The organism is Stenotrophomonas sp. FR012, from assembly GCF_047520565.2.
Classification (GTDB): Bacteria; Pseudomonadota; Gammaproteobacteria; order Xanthomonadales; family Xanthomonadaceae; genus Stenotrophomonas; species Stenotrophomonas sepilia.
In genome coordinates this window covers 454,002-473,356 of record NZ_JAXBQL020000001.1, presented here as the reverse complement: position 1 = coordinate 473,356, position 19,355 = coordinate 454,002, and the positions used below count along the sequence as shown (strand labels likewise).

Genomic DNA, 19,355 nt, shown 5'->3' with positions numbered 1-19,355 from the left:
GGTCAGCCTTCTCCTTCAGGCAGGTGGTAGGCCTTCTCGCCCGCTTCCACGCGCAGGTCCAACCGGTTTTCCGGCGGCGCCAGCGGACAGGTCGCGTAGGCGGTGAACGCGCACGGTGGGTTGTAGGCATGGTTGAAATCGATGCGCACCGTGCCGTCTGCAGCGGGGGCATCGGTATCCAGATAGCGCCCGGCCGGATAGCTGCCGCGGCCGCTGGTGCGGTCGGCAAAGATCAGGAACAGTGGCTGCCCGGGCGCACCGATGGCCTCCAGGCGCCAGCTGCGGCCATCACGTTCGAACTCCACCGCACCGGCATTGGGCATCTCGGTGGTCAAGCCAGTGATGTCGACGATCGGCAAGGTCTTGCCCGGCGGATGCGCGATGAAGCGCGCCTGCACCTGCCAGTCCGCGCCGCCCGGCCAGTACTGCAGGCCGGCGAAATCACGCCGCGCAGGTGCCTCGGCATGCTTGACCCGCAGCGCGTCCCGTGGCCCCCGGCGGATGATGCTGAGCTGGCCCTTGCCGCCATCGAAGGCCAGCAGCGTCGGCTGCGCGTCCTTGTCGGTGTCGACGCGGATGCGGCCACGCACCGGCTGGCCGTCGTGGCTGACATCGGCACCGGCTTCAGGCGTGAACCACCACTGCGTCCCTTCGCGACGCAGCAGGCCCAGCCTGTCCGGGCCAACCGTCAGGCGGATGCCGTTGGTGGCGCCGCTGCCAACGAAATGGGATTTGTTCTGCAGCCAGTGCAGGCCGACCAGGGCCGTCCAGCCATCGGGCCGGGTCAGGTCCTGGTAGCGCGCTACACGCCATTGCTGCTGCGCGGCCGCGTAGGCCGGATCTTCAGCGGCCGTCGGCGCCGGCGGTGTTGCCGGGCTGCAGGCGGCCAACACCACGGCGGCCAGCAGGCCCGCCATTCCCCGATAACGCATCGATGCTCCCCTCAACGTCCGCGCAGGAACCAGCGGTCGATCTCCGCCAGCGAAAAACGGGCCCAGGTCGGTCGGCCGTGGTTGCACTGGCCGGACCGTTCGGTGATTTCCATGTCGCGCAGCAGCGCGTTCATTTCCGGCACGGTCAGGCGCCGGTTGGCACGCACCGCGCCGTGGCAGGCCATGGTCGACAGCAGTTCGTCGCGTGCACTGGCCACGCGGCGGCTCTGGCCATGCTCGCGCAGATCGGTCAGCACGTCGCGCAGCAGTCCTTCCGGTTCTGCATGCGCCAGCAGTGCCGGAATGCTGCGCACGTGCAGCGAACCGGGGCCGGCCCGGGTCACCTCGAAGCCGAGCACCGCCAGTGTCTCGGCTTCGCTTTCGGCGGTGTCGGCCTCGCGCTCGCCCACCGCCAGCGTGATCGGCACCAGCAACGGCTGCGACTGCAGGCCGATGCCATCGTGCGCATTCTTCAGGCGCTCGTAGCCGATGCGTTCGTGGGCCGCATGCATGTCGACCACGATCAGGCCTTCAGCGTTCTCGGCCAGGATGTAGATGCCATGCAGCTGCGCGATCGCGTAGCCCAGTGGCGGTACACCCGCGTCGGCACTGGTCACCGGCAACCCGTTCTCGCTCGGCATCGGCGGCAACGCCGCTGCGCGTTCGACGCCGGCGGGCGCGACGTACAGCGCGGCGTAGGCGGCCGGTGCATCGGCCACCTGCAGGCCCAGCGGCTGCTGCGGACGCCAGCCTGAAAACCCGCCACCACCACCTCCCGAGCCGGGCGCAGCCCCGCGCACCAGCCCGAACCCCGACGCGCCGGCGCTCGATGCGGTCGGGACGGCGGCGGCGTCCACCGGATGTGCGGGGCCGGCACCGATCTCCTGCGCCGACATGCCGGCACGGGTATCGGCCAGCGCATCCTTCAACGTGCGATAGACGAAATCGTGGACCAGCCGCGAATCGCGGAAGCGCACCTCGTGCTTGGCCGGATGCACGTTGACGTCGACGCGGGTCGGATCCAGTTCGAGGAACAGCACATAGGCCGGCTGGCGGCCGTGATACAGCACGTCGCCGTAGGCCATCTTCACTGCGTGGGCGACGCTGCGGTCACGCACTGAGCGACCGTTGACGTACAGGTACTGCTGGTCGGCGCTCGCGCGCGAATAATGCGGCTGCGCAATCCAGCCATGCAGGCGCAGGCCGGCGCCGCTGTGGTCCACGCGCACGGCCTGGTTGGCGAAATCCTCGCCCAGCGTTTCGGCAAGGCGCGCATCGGAGTACAGATCGCCCGGCTTGTAGCGCCGCGAGGCCTTGCCGTTGTGCGACACGCGCAGCTCGACATCCGGCCGTGCCAGTGCCAGCGAACGCAGCCACTCTTCGATATGGCCCAGTTCGGTACGCTCGGCGCGCAGGAACTTGCGCCGCGCCGGCACGTTGTAGAACAACTCGCGCACTTCCACCGTGGTGCCCGGCGCATGCGCGCGCGGGGTCACCTCGCCGATCTTGCCGCCTTCGATCTGCAGTGCCGAACCGTGCTCGTCGTGCGCGCGCCGCGAGCACAGGGTGAAGCGGCTGACCGATGCGATCGACGGCAGCGCTTCTCCACGGAAACCGAGCGTGGCCACCGATTCGAGATCGTCAAGATCGGCGATCTTGCTGGTGGCATGGCGCGACACCGCCAGGGGCAACTGCTCGGGCGCGATGCCACTGCCGTTGTCGCGGATGCGGATCAGGCGCACGCCGCCCTCTTCAAGATCGATATCAACGCGGCTGGCGCCGGCGTCGATCGCGTTCTCGACCAGCTCCTTGACCACCGACGCGGGTCGTTCGACCACTTCGCCCGCGGCAATCTGGTTGATGAGGATCTCCGGCAACGGCCGGATCGGGCGCGGATGGGTAGCAGACGTCATGCGGGGATGATAACGGAGGCTGCGCATGTAGAGTCGACTGTCAGTCGACTGCTCTTCGCCGGCCACCGAAACCCCCATACTGCGCGCGCAGTCGACTGACAGTCGACTCTACGGAAAGCAGTAATCCGCCTTCGGCGGCTTACTTGCTGCCGCCTGCCATCGTGGCTGCGGCGTCGATCTCAGCCTGCGCGCGGGCGGCATACAACGTGCCCGGCGGCGGTTGGCGGCTGAAGAAGGTGTGCACGCCATCCAGCACGGCGCCCGCCACCTTGCGCTGGTATGCCGGGTCCGTCAGGCGGCGCTCTTCATCCGGATTGGAAATGAATGCCGTTTCCACCAGCATCGCCGGCATGTCCGACGTGCGCAGCACCGCGAAGTTGGCGCGCTCGATGTTCGGCTTGTGGTTGTTGCCGATCCGCTTCAGACCGCCCAGCACGTGGCCGGCCGCATCTTCGGACGCCTTCATGTAGCCGCTCTGGGCCAGGTCCAGCAGCACGTTGGCCAGGGTGCCTTCGGTCTGCTGCAGGCGCACCCCACCGACCAGGTCGGCCGCGTTTTCCTTGTCCGCCAGCCAGCGGGCGCGCTGCGAAGAGGCACCCTTGGTCGACAGAACGTACACCGACGAACCCGTGGCCGAACGGTTTTCAGCCGCATCGGCGTGGATCGAGATGAAAATGTCCGCCTTGTTCGCACGCGCCTTCTGCGCGCGCATCGGCAGCGGAATGAACACGTCGCTGTCGCGCGTCAGGTAGGCCTTCAGGCCCGGCGTGGCATTGACCTGGCGGGCCAGCTCACGCGCCACCGCCAGGGTGACATCCTTCTCGCGCTTGCCGGTCGGGCCGATCGCGCCCGGGTCCTGGCCACCATGACCGGGATCGATCGCCACCACCAGGTGGCGCATGCCGGGCTGCATGCGGATGCGCGATGCATCGCTGGGCATCGCCGGACGCGGCGGCTCGGCCGGCGTCGGCGCGGGTGTGGGGGCCGTTGCCGGCGGCGTGGTCACCACCGCAGCAGTGCGCTGGCCGGCAAGGATTGCAGCCGGCGAGGATGAAGGCGTGCTGCTGGCCGCGACGCCTGCCGCAGCAACCTGGGCTGGCGCGCTGGTCGGTGCGGGGGTCGGCGTGGCGGGTGCGGCGGCGCTGGCGCTGGCCTGCTGCTGCACCTGTGCGGTCAGCAGGGCGGTGGCCCGCGCAGCATCGGTGCGCGACTGCGCGTTCTCGGCCGGCGCGGGCGCGACTGAGCCCCCCACAGCGGCCGCCTGCGACTGCACCGCCGGCGGCGTCGCCGGGCGGCTGGTGGCCACGGCAGGGCCATCACCCGGCCATTCGATCACCAGCTTGGATTCATTGCCCTCGCGCTGCATCTGCGGACGGAACGGCGCCACCGATTCGGCAAGGTCGAAGACGACACGGAAAGTGCCCGGGACCGGCTGTCCGGTACGCACCGCCGTGACCACGCCCTGCGCGGCCGGCATCTTCAGGTTGCGTACGGCGCTGGAGTCGGGGAAATCCACCACCAGGCGGTTCGGGCCGGCCAGCGACAGGGTCTTGTAGCCGCCACTGCCGACCAGCGAGATCTCGGCACGGGTGCCGGTCGCGCCGGTGTTCAGCAGGACCTGGCGGACTTCACCCGCCCACGCACTGACGCTCGCCAGACCCAGTCCGACGGCGGCACAGATGGCGATGAGACGGTTCCCCGGGCGCATGGCTCAGGATTCAATCACCGCGCTGAACGGAATGCAACACCTTTTTCCTTAATAATCCGTAACCTGCCGGTGTTTGTTCTCGTCAGCCGACAGAAATGGCCTGCAAGTCGCCCCCTTGAGGCAGCCGTTTCAGCCATTCATGCCCAACGTCGCTGCTCGCGGTGAGACTGGCGCGTCGCCCCTGTCCTTCGATCTCCAGTGCTACCACCAGGTCGGTCGGCGGCAGCGCGCCGGCGCCCCGTTCCGGCCATTCGACCAGCCACAAGACCGCGCTGCCCTCGTCCAGGCCGAGGAAATCCAGCTCACCGGCCTGGCCGATGCGATACAGGTCCAGGTGCCACGCCTCACCGCCACTGGCCAGCGGATAGCGCTCGACCAGGGTGTAGGTGGGACTGCGGATCGCGCCCTGCACGCCCAGCGCCCGCAGCAGCGCGCGGGCCGTGGTGGACTTGCCGGCGCCCAAGTCGCCGCGCAGTTCGATCAGCGCCTGCGGCGGCCGGGTGGTCGCCAGCCACTGCCCGAGCAGTTCGGTGGCGTCGCTGTCGGCAAGGAAGAAATCGGTCATGGGAAGCGTTCCGGGTTGGCCAGTCGCCGCAACGGCGCCAGCAGATCAGTAGGAAGCAGGCCGCGTGCGCCGTCAGCGGCAGCCGCGTCGCCGGCCAGCGCATGCAGCAACGCGCCCGCCGCGCCGGCATCGAAGGCGGACAGGCCCTGCGCGCGCAGGCCGGCGATGATGCCGGTGAGCAGGTCGCCCATGCCCCCCACGGCCATGCCGGGATTGCCGGCGGCGATCAACCGGGGCGTTTGCCCGGGCGCCGCCACGATGCTGCCGGCGCCCTTCAACACCACCACCGCGTGGAAACGCTCGGCGAGCGTCTGCGCACAGGCGTAGCGATCGGCCTGGATGTCGCTGGTGCTGCAGCCGAGCAGGCGTGCGGCCTCGCCCGGGTGCGGTGTGAGGACGGCGCCAGGCAAGGCACGCGGATCCTGCGCCAGCAGGTTCAGCGCGTCAGCATCGACCACCAGTGGTTTGGCGCTGGCCAGCACCCGCGCAAACAGTGCGCGCGCCCATTCGTCCTGGCCCAGACCGGGCCCGATCGCCACCACCTTTGCCCTGTCAAGCAATGCCGGCAGCGCCTCGCCGTCTTCCAGCGCGTGGGTCATCGCCTCGGGCAGGCGAGCCAGCAGTGGAGCGACGTGGTCGCGGCGGGTACCCAGGCTCAACAGCCCCGCCCCTGCGCGCAAGGCGGCCTCGGCTGCCATGGCGATGGCACCGCCGCTGCCATGGTTGCCGCCGACGCACAGCACGTGGCCGGATTCACCCTTGTGGGTATTTGCGCGGCGCGGCGGCAACAGGGCCGGCAACCGTGCCTGCGCCCAGTACTCCACGGCAGGCGACACGCTTTGCCATGCGGCAGCGGGCAACTGCAGGGGTGCCAGGGCCTTGTGCCCGCAATGATCCAGCGCGTCGCCGGTGTACAGCCCGCGATGGGCCACGATGAACTGTAGGGTCAGCGCCGCGCGCACTGCCGCGCCAGGTATCGCACCGCGGTCGGCATCGACGCCACTGGGCACATCCACGGCCAGCACAGGTGCCGCCTGCGCATTGATCGCAACGATCAGCGCCTGCGCCGCACCCTCCGGCGCGCGATCGAAGCCCAGCCCGAACAGGGCATCGACCCAGAGGTCGGCCTCGGGCAGCGAGCCGTCGAACTCGGTGATGGCGCCGCCGTCGGACCTGAACTCCGATGTTGCACGCTGCGCCAGCGCGGTCGATGGCGCCCTGCCCGGCAGGGCGATCACCCTCACCTCGCGTCCGGCCTGCAACGCGTGGCGAGCCAGCACAAGGCCGTCGCCGCCATTGTTGCCCGCACCGACCACCACGCCGATGCGCTGCACCTGCGGCCAATGCTGCAGCAGGCACTGCCAGGCGGCCTGGCCGGCCTGCGCCATCAGTCCCCAGCCAGCATCCCCCGCCAGGGTGGACGCCTGGGCATCAAGCGCACGCGCGGCAGCGGAATCGAACAGATCGGCGAGGTTGGCCATGCAGGGATTTTATACTGGTGCGCATGTCCCTCGCCCCCACCCCCGTCGATCCGGCCCAGGCCGTGCAGCGCATCCGCGAACTGGCCCGCGCGCATGGCTTCCAGCGCTGCGGCATCGCCGGTATCGAGCTGGGCGAGGATGAGGCGCACCTGGCCGACTGGCTGGGTCAGGGCCTGTACGGCACGATGGACTGGATGGCGCGCCACGGCACCCTGCGCGCACGACCGGCCGAGCTGTTGCCCGGCACTGTGCGCGTGATCTCGGTGGGCATGGACTACAGCCACAAGGATGACACCGAAGCCTGGGCGACGCTGGCCGACCCGGGCCGCGCCTATGTGGCGCGCTATGCGCTGGGCCGCGACTACCACAAGCTGATGCGCAACCGCCTGCAGAAGCTGGCCACGCAGATCAACGACGAAGTCGCGCCACTGGGCTACCGCGTGTTCGTCGATTCCGCCCCCGTCCTGGAGCGCGCACTGGCCCGCAACGCCGGGCTCGGCTGGATCGGCAAGCACACCTGCCTGATCGACCGCCATGGCGGTTCCTGGTTCTTCATCGGCGAGATCTACATCGACATCCCGCTGCCGATTGATACGCCGGCCACGGCGCACTGCGGCACCTGCACGCGCTGCATCGATGTCTGCCCGACCCAGGCCATCACCGGGCCGCAGCGGCTGGACGCGCGGCGCTGCATTTCCTACCTGACCATCGAACACGACGGCGCCATTCCCGAACAGATGCGCCCGCTGATCGGCAACCGCATCTATGGCTGCGACGACTGCCAGCTGGTCTGCCCCTGGAACAAGTTCGCCAAGCGCACCGACGAAGCCGATTTCCGCGCGCGCAACAACCTCGATACCGCGCGCCTGGACCAGCTGTTCACCTGGGACGAAGCCGAGTTCCTGCGCCGCACCGAAGGCAGCCCGATCAGGCGCAGCGGCCATGAGCGCTGGCTACGCAACATCGCCGTGGCGCTGGGCAATGCGCCGTCCTCGGCCGAAGCGCTGGCTGCCCTGCAGACCCGCATCGACGATCCTTCGCCGCTGGTGCGTGAACACGTGCAGTGGGCACTGGGCCAGCATACGGCGCGCTGACGTGCGATCCTGAGCCCCCGTTCCGCCCGCAGCACGCCGTTTCCATGCAGCCACGCAACAACGACATCCTCACCCCCAGCCAGCTCAACACCCTGGCCCGCGACCTGCTGGAAGGCAGCTTCCCGGCGATCTGGGTCGAGGCCGAACTGGGCAGCGTGGCGCGTCCTGCCTCCGGACACCTCTACTTCACCCTGAAGGACGCGCGCGCGCAGCTGCGTGCGGCGATGTTCCGGATGAAGGCGCAGTACCTGAAGTTCGTGCCGCGCGAAGGCATGCGCGTGCTGGTGCGCGGCAAGGTGACCCTGTACGACGCCCGTGGCGAGTACCAGATGGTGCTGGACCACATGGAGGAAGCCGGCGAAGGCGCGCTGCGCCGCGCCTTCGAGGAGCTGAAGGCACGGCTGGAGGCCGAAGGCCTGTTCGCCCCGGCACGCAAGCGGCCGCTGCCGGCGCACGTGCGACGCCTGGCCGTGATCACCTCGCCCACCGGCGCTGCCGTGCGCGATGTGCTGAGCGTGCTCGGCCGGCGCTTCCCACTGCTGGAAGTTGACCTGCTGCCGACCCTGGTACAGGGCAGCAGTGCCGCCGCGCAGATCACCCGGCTGCTGCAGGCCGCCGATGCCAGCGGCCGCTACGACGTGATCCTGCTGACCCGCGGTGGTGGTTCGCTGGAAGACCTGTGGGCCTTCAATGATGAAGCCCTGGCCCGTGCGATCGCCGCCAGCCGCATCCCGGTGGTGTCTGCGGTTGGCCACGAAACCGACTTCAGCCTGAGCGACTTCGCCGCCGACCTGCGTGCACCGACGCCATCGGTGGCGGCTGAGCTGCTGGTACCGGACCAGCGCGAACTGGCCCTGCGCGTGCGCCGCACGGCCGTTCGCATGCTGCAGCTGCACCGGCATGCGATGCAACAGGCGATGCAGCGCGCCGACCGCGCCCTGTTGCGCCTGAACGCGCAGAGCCCGCAGGCACGACTGGATCTGCTGCGTCGACGCCAGCTCGATCTGGGACGACGCCTGCATGCCGCGTTCAACCAGCAGCAGGAGCGCCGTGCTGCGCGGCTTCGCCATGCAGCGGCGGTCCTGCGCGGGCACCATCCACAGCGCCAGCTCGACACGATGCAGCGCCGCTTGGCCGCCCTGCGCGGACGACCGCAGGCAGCGATGCAGCGTCTGCTGGAGCGCGATGCACTGCGGCTGCGCGGGCTGGCGCGTTCACTGGAAGCAGTCAGCCCGCTGGCCACCGTAGCCCGCGGCTACAGCATCCTGACCCGCAGCGACGATGGTGCGCTGGTGCGGCGCATCGACCAGGTGCAACCTGGTGACGCCCTGCAGGCCCGCGTCGGCGACGGCGTGATCGACGTACAGGTCAAGTAGAGGGGGGTTCGGCAGGTCTGCGCCCTGCACCCGCAGAGGCTTCAAGCAACGGCCGAAGCAACAGCAAAAGCTGGCATTCCGCGGGTTGGCGGGGCGGTGCCAGAGTGCGGGGACGCCGTAAACCCGTCCATGGGGGCTTGGCAGCCGCATCCATGCGGCTGACACCCCGCACTCCGACACCGCCCCACCTCTGACAGTTTTCCGCGATGGGGTAGATCCACGCCATGCGTGGATGAATCTCTTTCAGATATCGAATCAATTCGGGGTCAGATCCGTTTTCCTGCGGAAAACGGATCTGACCCCAAGCGCCATTCCGGCAGGTCGCAGAAATCTGTCGAAGGCGGGGTGGGTCCGGTTGCGGGAGTGTCCGCGGCATGGATGCCGCGGCCAAGCCCCCATGGACGGGTTTACGGCGTCTCCCGCAACCGGACCCACCCCGCCATCCCACGGATAGCCAGCTTTTGCTTCGGCTGTTGCTGTTGCTGTTGCTCTGGCTTCGGCAGGTGCAGGGCTGCAAGCCCTGCCGAACACCCTCTACTTTGCCTGCTCGCAGAACTTCTGCCGGTACTCGAGCGCCTTCGGCATCAGTGCCTGCAGGTTCTGGATGCGGGTGCCCGGATTCGGGTGGGTGGAAGCGAACTCCGGCGGCGCCTGGCCGCCACTGGCCTGGCCCATGCGCTGCCACAGCGGCACCGCCTCGCGGGGATCGAAGCACGCCGCCGCAGCCAGCATCAGCCCCACTTCATCGGCCTGCGTCTCGTGGCTGCGCGCATAGGGCAGCAGATAGCCGTAGCCCATCGCCGACATCATCATCTGTTGCTGCTGCGCATCCATGCCGCTGGCGGCACCGGCCATCTGCCCGATCTGGGTCAGCTTCTGCTGCGCCATCCGCTGCGCACCATGGCGCAACAGCGCGTGGGCGATCTCATGGCCCATCACCACCGCCATCGCATCACGCGTACGCGCCACCGGCACCAGGCCGGTGTAGACCGCCATCTTGCCGCCCGGCAGGCAGAACGCATTGGCCTGCCCGGACGGGATCACATTCACTTCCCACTGGAAATCCCGCGCGAAATGCGCCGGCTGCACGCCGTGCTCCTGTGCCAGCGCGGTCTCCACCACGTCCACCTTGGCGATCAGGCGCTGCGCGATGTCGCGCACATCGCGCGCGATCGGCGCATTCGGATCCATCGGCCGTTCCTGCGAGAGGATCTGCTGGTAAGCCTGCAGACCGAGCGCGGTCTCCTGGCGCGCATCCAGGCTGCTGTCGATCATCACCTTCTCGCCAGTGTAGGGATCGACGGTGCGATTGGAGAACCAGTAGAACACCGCATAGCCCGCCGCCAGCAGCAGCACCCACCAGCGGATGTTGCCGAACAGGCCGCGTCGCTGCGGACCTTGGGGCGAGCGGGAAAAGGGATCGTTGCGCATCGGTGGTCTTCCAGCAGACCCCGCCGGCTGGCGGGCACGGCGCAATCTTAGTGCACGGACGCCAGCAGCGGGTGAAGCCCGATGCCGCTCAGATGCCGCGCACCAGGCGGAAGCCGATGCGCGCATTGGTGGTGTCCGAATCCTGCGATTGCCGCCAGGCCGCACGGGTCTGCTCGGGCGCATTGGCCCAGTTGCCGCCCCGGATCACCCGTGACCGGCAGCCCGGGTTGAACCAGGCGACACCGTCGGACGGCGCACGCCGGTAGCTGGCGTGCCAGCAGTCGGCCACCCATTCGCTCAGATTCCCGGCCATGTCGTGCAGGCCGAAAGCATTGGCCTGGAAACTGGCCACCGGCGCTGGTCCCCACCAGCCATCGCCATAGCCGATGAAAGCGTTGTGCCAGTGCCGACCCGAAGGCGAGACGTCCTTGCTGCCGGTGAAGTTGCCGCTGCCCGGCGGCGGCGTACCGGCGTCTCCCCAGGGGTAGCGGCCACTGCTCCCGGCGCGCAGCGCATATTCGAATTCGGCCTCGCTCGGCAGCCGGTAGCTGCGTCCGGTCTGCTCGGACAGCCATGCCGCGTAGTTCTCGGCATCCCGCACGCTGACATGCATCACCGGCGAGTTGCCCAGTGCGCGCGCGCCATCGTAATCCGAACGCCAGTCGACGCCGCTGCGGCGGATGAAATTGCCGCTGCGCTCGTCATAGACCACCGAGTGGCCGCGCCGGGTCGCACGTGGTCGTGCATTGGTCGACTTCACATAGCGCTCGAAATCGCCGACGGTAACCTCGGTGATCGCCATCGCGAAGCCGCGGTCAAAGCGCACGTAGTGGGAGGGGCGCTCGGCGTCGGTGGAGCCGGGCTCGGCATCACCCGCGCCCATCTGGAAGCCGCCATGCGGCACAACCACCATCTGCGGACCGCGCCCACCATCACGCATCGCGTCGCTGAACACCTGGCCCGGGCGGAAGCTGCCGTAATGGGTGGCCAGATCGATGCGTTCGCGCAGCTGGGCCACCACCGCATCCCCCGGCAAGGCGATGCGCAGGGCCTCGGCCAGCTTTTCGCGCGCCGGCTTCAGCCCCTGCGGCGTGGCCAGCTCGCGCAGGCCCTCATCACGCAGCTGCAGCAGCGCGGCGGCGCGGATCTGCTCGATGCGCTCGAAGGCATCGGCAATGGTCGGTGACGAGTCACGGACCTTGCTGGCTTCGGCCAGCCAGGTGCCCGCACTGGCAAAGTCGCGTACGCGCGCGGCGTCCTCGGCCCGGCGGATCAGGCCACTTTCGGCCGCCGCCAGGCCCTGCCGCGCCCGGCTGTTGTCTTCGTCCAGAGCCAGCGCTTCACGGAAGTTGCCAATCGCACCGTCACCGTCCTCGCCGATCCGCCCCGATCGCAGGTCTTCCTCGCCGGCACGGTTATAGGCCACCACGCGCTGGGCGAGCTCCACCCGGCCCTGCAGCGCGCGCACCTTCTCATCCTTCGGCGCCAGGGTCAGCAGCACCAGTGCCTGGCGACTCGCCTCGGCCAGCGCCTCGCGCTGCCGTAGTGGCCGAACCAGCAGAGCATCGGCCTGCTGCTGCAGGCGCTGGCGAGCACGCTGCAGGCCGCTGCGGGCCAGGCGATCATCCGGATCTTCCTCCTGCACCGCCAGCCACAGCGGAACCGCCGCGTCGGCGTCCTCGTACAGGTGCCCTTCGCTGAACGCCTTTTCGGCTGCGCGGCGCAGCTGGGCGACGCTGCGGCCCTGCCGGTCGACCCGTGGCGGTGTCCACCGCTGCACGTCCTCGGTGGCATCCTCACCGGCAATGGTGACGCTACCCTGCCCCACCCCCGGCGTCGGCTCCGCCAGTGAACCTTCCTGCGGCCGCGCGTCTTCGCCAGCAGCCGGCCCCGGCTCCGGTGTTGCCGAGGGCGACGGCGTGCAACCGGCCAAGGCCACGGCCAGAGCGGTGCACAGCACGGACGACAGCGGAAAACGCAAGCAGGATCTCCTTCGGCACGGACGCGGACCGACGTTAGGCTATTCTCCCCTGCCTGAGCAAACCCGAGTAGTAGGCCCTGACCCGTGGCAACCTGGATCACCACCCCCGCCGAGCTGGATGCGTACTTCCAGCAGCGTCCGGCCCGCATCGGCCTGGACACCGAATTCATCCGTGAACGCACGTTCTGGCCGCAGTTGGCTCTGGTGCAGATGGCGGTCGGGCAGGACATCCTGCTGATCGATCCGCTGATTCCCGGCATGGCCGAGGCACTGGCGCCGTGGCTGGCCGATGAGTCGATCACCAAGGTGATGCACAGCGCCAGCGAAGACCTGGTTGCCTTCAAGTGGACCTGCGGCGTGTTGCCGCGACCGCTGTTCGACACACAGATCGGCGCCTCGCTGGCCGGCATTGGTGGCGGCATGGGCTACCAGAAGCTGGTCGCGGAAATCACCGGCGTGGCGCTGGCCAAGGGCGAAACCCGCTCGGACTGGATGCGCCGTCCGCTCTCGGAGTCGCAACTGCAATACGCCGCCGACGACGTCGAGCACCTGTTCGCGCTGCATGACGCCATTGATGCCAAGTTGCAGGCGCTGGGCCGCCAGCAGTGGCTGCACGACGACGGCGAGCGCCTGCTGGCCAGCGTCGCCAATGACGAGGACCGCTGGCCGCATCTGGCGATGCGCTCAGCGCAGTTTCTCGATGCTCCCGCGCAGCGCCGCCTGCTGCGCCTGCTGCGCTGGCGTGATGTGCAGGCACGCAGCAGCGACCGCCCGCGCAGCTGGATCCTGGACAACGAACTGGCCGCCACGCTGGCACGCACGCCACCGGCCGATGCCGCCGCGCTGGCCACGCTGTTTGAACAGTTCCCGAAGGCACCGCGCAAGCTCGCCGGCGCGGTGTGGCAGGCGCTGGACACACCGCTGGCCGATGAGGTCGAGGCACCGCTGGCATTGCCCGCCAACGACACCAACAAGCAGGCACTGAAGAGGCTGCAGGACGCCGTTGCCGAGCGCAGCCGCGAGCTGGGTCTGCCGGATGGCGTGCTGGCCTCGCGCAAACATTTGGAAAGCTACCTGGAGCGCCGCCAATGGCCGGCCGCACTGGCCGGCTGGCGCCAGCAGGAACTGGAGTCGCGGCTGCAGGCGCTGCTGCCTGCACGCTGAAGTGCCGAGCGCGGCGCGGGATTGCGTTCCGGCCACCGTCGAAGGCCATGAAAAAGGGCGACCCGGATCACCGGGCCGCCCTTTGCATTCCAGCAGTACGATGGCGGGAAGACCCGCCACCGTGGCAACGCATTACCAGTTCATGTTCAGCGAGACACCGACGGTACGCGGTTCGTTGTAGACCGCCGCCATGTAGTTCTCGATCACACCCTTGAGGTTCTTCTCGTTGGTGATGTTTCGCGCGAACAGCGCCACTTCGTAGGCACCATAGTTGCCCGAGTAGCCGATCTTCAGGCCGCCTTCGAAATCACCTTTGGAGTTGAACTCCTTGCTGTCGTACAGCACGAAGCTGGTGTAGCCCTGCTTGTTCCAGTCGGTGGACACGAACATGGTGCCCGCGTCGCTGACCGGGAAGTCGTAACGGGCGGCCAGGTTGACGTTGTACTTCGGCGCGTTCGGCAGCGGGTTGCCGTCGATCTGCGCGAAGGTGTTGGCACCGACCTTGATGGTCGGGTCATTCACCGTGCACACCACCTGGCCATTGAGGCCGCAGACCTGCGCGTAGACGCGCTTGTCCTTGATCTCGCTGTGCAGCAGGCTCAAGCCGGCGCTCAGGGTCAGGTTCGGGATCGGGCGCAGCTCCATGTCCGCTTCGAAACCATAGGCCTTGGCCTTGTCGGCGTTGAACAGCACGCCGTTGCCGTCCGAATCGTTGCCGTTGAGCTGGATGTCGTTGACGGTGTAGGTGAACGCGGTGGCGTTCAAGCGCAGGCGGTTGTCCCACAGGCTGCTCTTCACGCCCGCTTCCCAGGACAGGATGGTCTCGGAATCGGCGGTGGTGAAGTCGGCATTGAACACGGCCGAGCGGCCCTGGATGGTCGGGCCGCGGAAACCGCGGGCGACCTTGGCATAGACGCTTACGTCCGGCGTGATCTGATACATCGCGCTCAGATCCCAGCTCGGGGTGGTGTCGGACATCTTGACGTCGGTGCGGCCCTTGTAGGTGACCACGCCAGCGGCAGTGTCAGCCGTCTTCAGCAGGCGGGTGTGCTTCTCGTCCCGGGTCTGGCGCAGGCCGGCCGTGACGGTGAACTTGTCGGTGAAGGCATAGCTCAGCTGGCCGAAACCGGCCCACGAGGTGTTCTTGTTGCGCAGGCGCACCCAGTTGTTCGGGTTGCGGGCCGCGCCCTGCAGGAACCAGGCGCGCTGGTAGAAGTCGGTGGTGTCGCTGCCGTTGAAGTAGAACGCACCGGCCTGCCACTGCAGCGCGCTGTCGTCATGGCTGGCCAGGCGGAATTCCTGGGTCCACTGGTCCAGGTCGCGGATGCGGCCCATCGACTGGCCGTAGCCGTTCGGCACGCCGTTCACCGGGAAGTTCACCGCAGCGCCGCCGTCGGTGTCGCCACGGCTGTAGCCCGAGGTGGTTTCGTAGGCGGTGATTGAGGTGAAGTCGATCGCGCCGAAGTCGTAACGTGCCTTCACCGAGCCGCCGTAGGTCTTGTAGGCCTGCGGATTGTTGTCGGCTTCGTCGTAGGCAACCTTGTCGCGCGGCACGTCGGTCTTGTTCGAGCCCTTGGTCAGCGCACCGCGCAGGAACAGGGTCGAGGTACCTTCGTAATCACGGGCGTGGGCCGAGGCCAGGATCGAGAACTGGTCGCTCGGGGTCAGCAGCAGCTGCGCGCGCACGTTGCGGTCATCGAAGCCGCCCATCGCGTTCTTCTTCGGGCTGACCGTGCCGTCGGCACTCGGGCCCTTGTAGGTGTTGTCGACGTAGTCATCGCGGTGCTGGTACAGCGCCGACACGCGGAACGAGGCGATGTCATTGATCGGACCGCCGAAGCCGCCGTCGATCGACACGCTGTTGTAGGTCGCGTAGCTGGCGCTGACCCGGCCGGTGTAGTCCTGGGTCGGCTTCAGGGTGTCGAACTTGACGATGCCGGCGGTGGTGTTGCGGCCGAACAGCGAGCCCTGCGGGCCACGCAGCACTTCCACCTGGTCCACGTCATAGACCGGGTTGGACTTCAGCACCACGTGCTCCAGCACCACATCGTCCTGGATGATCGACACCGGCTGCGAGGCCCCCAGGTAGAAGTCGATATTGCCCAGGCCACGGATATAGAAGCGCGGGAAGATGCGGCCGGTGGTGGTTTCCGCATACAGGCTCGGCACGCGGCCGGACAGTGCCAGCAGGGTGTCGTCGCCGCCGGCGGTGAAGTCGCGCATGCGCTCGCCCTGTACCACACCCACCGAGACCGGCACTTCCTGCAGGTTCTGCTCACGGTGTTCGGCGGTCACGGTGATCGTGTCCAGGCCGGTCGGGGTCGGCGCGCTGTCCTGCGCGACGGCACCGAAGCTGCCGACCAGAGCCAGGCCGGCGCAGGCCAGGGCCAGCGGATGGCGGCGGAAGGAAACGAAGGAAGACGACAGACCCGACAGGCGGCGGGAATCGGAATGGGAGGGCATGGAATGCTCTGAGGAGGCGTCCGTGCGGCCTGCGCGAGCCGGGCGGCAAAAAGGGGGGAAAACTGCGCAAGCGGCCATTATCCCCCAAATTGTTACGATTTCGTTGCGCGGCACCCGAACCCGGCGAAACAAGCGGTTTCGGCACAGTCCGCCGGCACCACCTTGGGGTCAGCTCCGTTCTCCCAAGGAAAACGGATCTGACCCCGAAGCTCCTGGCAGCCGGGTCAGCGCGACATCGACCCTCGCAAGTCGCCCGCATGCGCGCTGCGAAACCAACTCTCGCCTTTACTTGTACGGCGCCACGGCTTCGCGGGACGACTGCTCATTGCTGCCGCCCCCGGCATTGCCTTGCGCAACGCCTGGTCTCTGTCGAACTCGCCCTGCTGCGCCAAGCACTGGCCCGAATCCGGCCGGCACGGCGGTGGATCCAGGCCTTGCGTCGTCCCTGCCCGGCGCTTGGCAAGCCCGGCAGGCAGCGCTACACTGCAGCCCTGCCGTGGGGCCATAGCTCAGCTGGGAGAGCGCGTCGTTCGCAATGACGAGGTCAGGAGTTCGATCCTCCTTGGCTCCACCACTATTCAGAAGAACCTGTAGATCCTGGCGATCTACGGGTTTTTTCTTGTCTGGAATCCGCCTAGGCGGGTTCCTGGCCGCCATCCTTGCGGCGCGGGCTGCGCGAATGCGCATCACGCACCTGTTGGTCGCACTGGCCCGGCCGCTGCTTCGCCACGTTGTCCTGCTTCCGGTCCTGGCGGCTTTCCTGGATGCCCTGCTTCGGGTCCTGATCCTTGTCTGGCTCGTTCATCTGATTACTCCCTCATCGGCATCAGGCCGACGTTCTGCCCCACGCTAGAGGCCGGCGGGTAATCCACAGGTCAGTCCCGCGCCAACAGCGTGTGCACGAACCCACTTGCTGTGACGGTGAACACACGCCCAGAATCCGATGCAGCACGAATTCCGCGTACACCCATGCCCCCGCCCGCCCAGCACGCGGCACACACGGTGCCGATGAACTTCAATCCAACCGACGGCAGCATCCAGCTCGGCAACCTGCCAGCATTGATCGGCCCCACCTTGTCACTGGACGAAGCGCGCGTCGCCTTTGCCGCGCTGGTGCGAGGGGAGCGCGATGTCGGCACCGGCTATCACTGGCTCAGCCTGCACCGGCTCAGCCTGGGCGGTGCGCCCGCTGGCATCAGCCTGGGCTTCCACGGGCAACAGCTCGACAGGGTGACGATGGGCGTCGATCTGCCTGATGCGACACTGGAAGACGGCTGGCCGACCCAGGCCGCGATCGATGCCGAAGTCGCTTTCATGCGACGCACCCTGACCACGGCACTGGGGCGCAAACTGGCAGGTGGCCACGCCCGCTTCGGCTGGGGCGAGGCCTGGGCCCGGTTCGACCCGAAGGGATTCATGGCCAGCAGCGGCATCCGCTACGCGCCTCGCACGTGACGGCGCTCAGGTTCGGGTGATCGACACGCCGCCTTCAACGCGCATTGCGGTACCGGTAACGAAGCTGCTTTCATCGCTGGCCAGGAACAACGCCGCATTGGCGATCTCCTCCGGCTCGGCGATGCGCTTGAGCGCGTGCAGCGAGCGCACGAAATCACGCGCATCACCGGTCGGTGCCGCCTGCCGGCCCATCTCGGTATCGGTGCCCCCGGGCAGCAGCACGTTGCTGCGCACGCCACGCGCGCCGTATTCGGCGGCGATCACCTGGCTCAGGCCGATCAAGCCGGCCTTGCTCGACGCATAGGCCGCCATTCCCGGGAAGCCGACGGTGTGGCCGACGAAGGTGCCGACAAACACCAGTGAGCCACCGCCGCGTGCCAGCAACGCCGGCAACTGGGCGCGTGCGGCATGGAAGGCGGCATCGAGATTGGTGGCCATCACCTCGCGCCACGCATCCACCGGGAACTCTGCTGCCGGTGCACCGGGGCCGAGCATGCCGGCATTGTTGAGCGCGATGTCCAACCCACCGAATGACTGCTGGGCCAGTTCCACCAGCGCCGGTGCCGTGGCCGGATCAGCCACGTCCGCGGCATGCACCACCACCTCGCCACCGGCGGCGCGGATCTGCTCGGCCAGCGCCTGCAGCGGCTCTGGCCGCCGTGCGTTGAGCACCAGCTTTGCCCCTTCTGCAGCGAAGCGCAGCGCGCTGGCGCGGCCGATGCCGGCGCTGGCACCGGTGATGAGAGCAATCTTGTTGTTCAGCCGCATGGTCGTGGTACCGGTTGTGAAGTGGCCGCCACGATGCCGCGCCTATCGCCTGCCAACACTCCGTTTCCGGGCCCGGCCCATCGGTGCAGGAAACGGAGTTTCCGCAGAACCAGCACGTGCCAGAATCCGGCCATGGACAGCACCGCCACCACCGCCCTCGATGCCCGCGTCGAACGGGTTTGCCGCCACCTTCAAGCCAGCCACGACGAACCCTCGCTGCAGGAACTGGCCGGGATCGCGGGTTGCAGCCCAACCCGTCTGCATCGCCTTTTCAAGGAAGCAACCGGGTTGACCCCGAAGCAGTACGCTGCCGCGCTGCGCGCCGACCGCCTGCGCACCGGGCTGGAACAACAGGAACGCATCACCGACGCCTTCCACGATGCCGGCTTCGGCTCCAGCGGACGCTTCTACGAGAACGCGCCGAAGCTGCTGGGCATGACGCCGAAGCAATGGCGTGCCGGTGGTCGCGGCGAAGTCATCCACTTCGCGCTTGCCGAAAGTTCGTTGGGCAGCGTGCTGGTGGCCAGCAGTGCCACCGGCGTGGTCGCGATCCTGCTCGGCGACGATCCGGAAGCGCTGCTGCAGTCACTGCAGCAGCGCTTCCGCCAGGCCGAACTGGTCGGGGCCGACAGCGGCTATGAACAACTGGTGGCACAGGTGGTGGGCCTGGTCGAGGATCCCTCGCGAGGAGCCACGCTGCCGCTGGACATCCGCGGCACGGCCTTCCAGCAACGTGTATGGCAGGCGCTGCAGCAGATTCCGCGCGGACAGACGGCCTCATATGCCGAAATCGCCGCGCGTATCGGCGCGCCGCGATCGAGCCGCGCGGTGGCACGCGCCTGCGCAAGCAATCCGCTGGCCGTGGCGGTGCCCTGCCACCGGGTGGTGCGCCGCGACGGCGACCTGTCCGGCTATGCCTGGGGCGTGGCACGCAAGCGCGAACTGCTGCGCCGGGAAAAGGTCGCCAACGGCTGACGCGACCCGCAAGCCGCCGACCTTGTCGGCGCCCCCAACCTCCGGTAGC

At 68.2% G+C, this 19,355-nt stretch carries 15 protein-coding genes and 1 tRNA gene; 6 read left to right on the top strand and 10 right to left on the bottom strand.

Annotation, left to right across the window (positions count from 1 at the left end; translation table 11 throughout):
• Positions 1 to 2: 2 nt before the first annotated feature.
• From ACM0O9_RS02310 to ACM0O9_RS02290, 5 genes are all read right to left on the bottom strand, one after another.
• Positions 3 to 932, bottom strand: a complete 930-nt coding sequence (locus ACM0O9_RS02310) for a DUF1684 domain-containing protein (protein WP_065178237.1) — start codon at positions 930 to 932, stop codon at positions 3 to 5.
• An 11-nt stretch (positions 933 to 943) separates the two neighbouring features.
• Positions 944 to 2,845 carry a DNA mismatch repair endonuclease MutL gene (gene mutL / locus ACM0O9_RS02305; protein ID WP_414604123.1) on the bottom strand — a complete coding sequence of 634 codons (1,902 nt, stop codon included), beginning with the start codon at positions 2,843 to 2,845 and terminating at the stop codon, positions 944 to 946.
• A 139-nt stretch (positions 2,846 to 2,984) separates the two neighbouring features.
• Positions 2,985 to 4,553: an N-acetylmuramoyl-L-alanine amidase gene (locus tag ACM0O9_RS02300; RefSeq protein ID WP_053500617.1), complete on the bottom strand. Its 1,569-nt coding sequence runs from the start codon at positions 4,551 to 4,553 to the stop codon at positions 2,985 to 2,987.
• A gap of 82 nt (positions 4,554 to 4,635) precedes the next feature.
• Complete coding sequence (tsaE, locus tag ACM0O9_RS02295; RefSeq protein WP_053500618.1) at positions 4,636 to 5,118, bottom strand: tRNA (adenosine(37)-N6)-threonylcarbamoyltransferase complex ATPase subunit type 1 TsaE; 483 nt, start codon at positions 5,116 to 5,118, stop codon at positions 4,636 to 4,638.
• Positions 5,115 to 6,599 (bottom strand): bifunctional ADP-dependent NAD(P)H-hydrate dehydratase/NAD(P)H-hydrate epimerase, encoded by a 1,485-nt coding sequence (locus ACM0O9_RS02290; RefSeq protein WP_065186030.1) that lies wholly within the window; start codon positions 6,597 to 6,599, stop codon positions 5,115 to 5,117. The genes tsaE and ACM0O9_RS02290 overlap by 4 nt, the downstream gene beginning before the upstream one ends.
• A 23-nt stretch (positions 6,600 to 6,622) precedes the next feature.
• Here ACM0O9_RS02290 and queG point away from each other — a divergent pair, with 23 nt between their 5' ends.
• Both queG and xseA read left to right on the top strand, forming a co-directional pair.
• Positions 6,623 to 7,693, top strand: coding sequence for a tRNA epoxyqueuosine(34) reductase QueG (queG, locus tag ACM0O9_RS02285; RefSeq protein WP_005417785.1), 1,071 nt, complete (start codon positions 6,623 to 6,625; stop codon positions 7,691 to 7,693).
• Between the two features lie 44 nt (positions 7,694 to 7,737).
• Positions 7,738 to 9,069 carry an exodeoxyribonuclease VII large subunit gene (gene xseA / locus ACM0O9_RS02280; protein ID WP_414604124.1) on the top strand — a complete coding sequence of 444 codons (1,332 nt, stop codon included), beginning with the start codon at positions 7,738 to 7,740 and terminating at the stop codon, positions 9,067 to 9,069.
• Between the two features lie 534 nt (positions 9,070 to 9,603).
• Here xseA and ACM0O9_RS02275 read toward each other — a convergent pair.
• Together ACM0O9_RS02275 and ACM0O9_RS02270 are read right to left on the bottom strand one after the other, a co-directional pair.
• Complete coding sequence (locus ACM0O9_RS02275) at positions 9,604 to 10,500, bottom strand: M48 family metallopeptidase (protein ID WP_053500725.1); 897 nt, start codon at positions 10,498 to 10,500, stop codon at positions 9,604 to 9,606.
• 88 nt (positions 10,501 to 10,588) lie between these two features.
• On the bottom strand, positions 10,589 to 12,481 hold the full coding sequence (locus ACM0O9_RS02270) for a formylglycine-generating enzyme family protein (protein ID WP_065179569.1): 1,893 nt from the start codon (positions 12,479 to 12,481) through the stop codon (positions 10,589 to 10,591).
• Between the two features lie 84 nt (positions 12,482 to 12,565).
• On the opposite strand from ACM0O9_RS02270, the gene rnd reads away from it, so the two are divergent.
• Positions 12,566 to 13,645, top strand: a complete 1,080-nt coding sequence (gene rnd / locus ACM0O9_RS02265) for a ribonuclease D (RefSeq protein ID WP_414604283.1) — start codon at positions 12,566 to 12,568, stop codon at positions 13,643 to 13,645.
• Between the two features lie 132 nt (positions 13,646 to 13,777).
• On the opposite strand, the gene ACM0O9_RS02260 is transcribed toward rnd, so the two are convergent.
• Complete coding sequence (locus ACM0O9_RS02260; protein ID WP_235649394.1) at positions 13,778 to 16,108, bottom strand: TonB-dependent receptor; 2,331 nt, start codon at positions 16,106 to 16,108, stop codon at positions 13,778 to 13,780.
• Between the two features lie 498 nt (positions 16,109 to 16,606).
• Between ACM0O9_RS02260 and ACM0O9_RS02255 the strand changes: the two genes are divergently transcribed.
• Positions 16,607 to 16,682, top strand: a tRNA-Ala gene (locus ACM0O9_RS02255).
• 60 nt (positions 16,683 to 16,742) lie between these two features.
• Here ACM0O9_RS02255 and ACM0O9_RS02250 read toward each other — a convergent pair.
• Entirely contained in the window at positions 16,743 to 16,913 is a 171-nt protein-coding gene (locus ACM0O9_RS02250) for a hypothetical protein (RefSeq protein ID WP_196769417.1), read from the bottom strand.
• Positions 16,914 to 17,077: 164 nt separating this feature from the next.
• Between ACM0O9_RS02250 and ACM0O9_RS02245 the strand changes: the two genes are divergently transcribed.
• Complete coding sequence (locus tag ACM0O9_RS02245) at positions 17,078 to 17,563, top strand: hypothetical protein (RefSeq protein ID WP_065179572.1); 486 nt, start codon at positions 17,078 to 17,080, stop codon at positions 17,561 to 17,563.
• Positions 17,564 to 17,569: 6 nt separating this feature from the next.
• Here the strand turns inward: ACM0O9_RS02245 and ACM0O9_RS02240 are convergent, their stop codons facing one another.
• Positions 17,570 to 18,331 (bottom strand): SDR family oxidoreductase, encoded by a 762-nt coding sequence (locus ACM0O9_RS02240; protein ID WP_065186026.1) that lies wholly within the window; start codon positions 18,329 to 18,331, stop codon positions 17,570 to 17,572.
• 132 nt (positions 18,332 to 18,463) lie between these two features.
• On the opposite strand from ACM0O9_RS02240, the gene ACM0O9_RS02235 reads away from it, so the two are divergent.
• Complete coding sequence (locus ACM0O9_RS02235) at positions 18,464 to 19,306, top strand: bifunctional transcriptional activator/DNA repair enzyme AdaA (protein WP_005417800.1); 843 nt, start codon at positions 18,464 to 18,466, stop codon at positions 19,304 to 19,306.
• The last annotated feature ends 49 nt before the right edge of the window (positions 19,307 to 19,355 follow it).

What these genes read in the sequence shown, in the direction of transcription:
- ACM0O9_RS02310 (WP_065178237.1), bottom strand. Translation starts at nt 932, where the DNA reads ATGCGTTATCGGGGAATGGCGGGCCTGCTGGCCGCCGTGGTGTTGGCC.
- mutL (WP_414604123.1), bottom strand. Translation starts at nt 2,845, where the DNA reads ATGACGTCTGCTACCCATCCGCGCCCGATCCGGCCGTTGCCGGAGATC.
- ACM0O9_RS02300 (WP_053500617.1), bottom strand. Translation starts at nt 4,553, where the DNA reads ATGCGCCCGGGGAACCGTCTCATCGCCATCTGTGCCGCCGTCGGACTG.
- tsaE (WP_053500618.1), bottom strand. Translation starts at nt 5,118, where the DNA reads ATGACCGATTTCTTCCTTGCCGACAGCGACGCCACCGAACTGCTCGGG.
- ACM0O9_RS02290 (WP_065186030.1), bottom strand. Translation starts at nt 6,599, where the DNA reads ATGGCCAACCTCGCCGATCTGTTCGATTCCGCTGCCGCGCGTGCGCTT.
- queG (WP_005417785.1), top strand. Translation starts at nt 6,623, where the DNA reads ATGTCCCTCGCCCCCACCCCCGTCGATCCGGCCCAGGCCGTGCAGCGC.
- xseA (WP_414604124.1), top strand. Translation starts at nt 7,738, where the DNA reads ATGCAGCCACGCAACAACGACATCCTCACCCCCAGCCAGCTCAACACC.
- ACM0O9_RS02275 (WP_053500725.1), bottom strand. Translation starts at nt 10,500, where the DNA reads ATGCGCAACGATCCCTTTTCCCGCTCGCCCCAAGGTCCGCAGCGACGC.
- ACM0O9_RS02260 (WP_235649394.1), bottom strand. Translation starts at nt 16,108, where the DNA reads ATGCCCTCCCATTCCGATTCCCGCCGCCTGTCGGGTCTGTCGTCTTCC.
- ACM0O9_RS02250 (WP_196769417.1), bottom strand. Translation starts at nt 16,913, where the DNA reads ATGAACGAGCCAGACAAGGATCAGGACCCGAAGCAGGGCATCCAGGAA.
- ACM0O9_RS02245 (WP_065179572.1), top strand. Translation starts at nt 17,078, where the DNA reads ATGCCCCCGCCCGCCCAGCACGCGGCACACACGGTGCCGATGAACTTC.
- ACM0O9_RS02240 (WP_065186026.1), bottom strand. Translation starts at nt 18,331, where the DNA reads ATGCGGCTGAACAACAAGATTGCTCTCATCACCGGTGCCAGCGCCGGC.
- ACM0O9_RS02235 (WP_005417800.1), top strand. Translation starts at nt 18,464, where the DNA reads ATGGACAGCACCGCCACCACCGCCCTCGATGCCCGCGTCGAACGGGTT.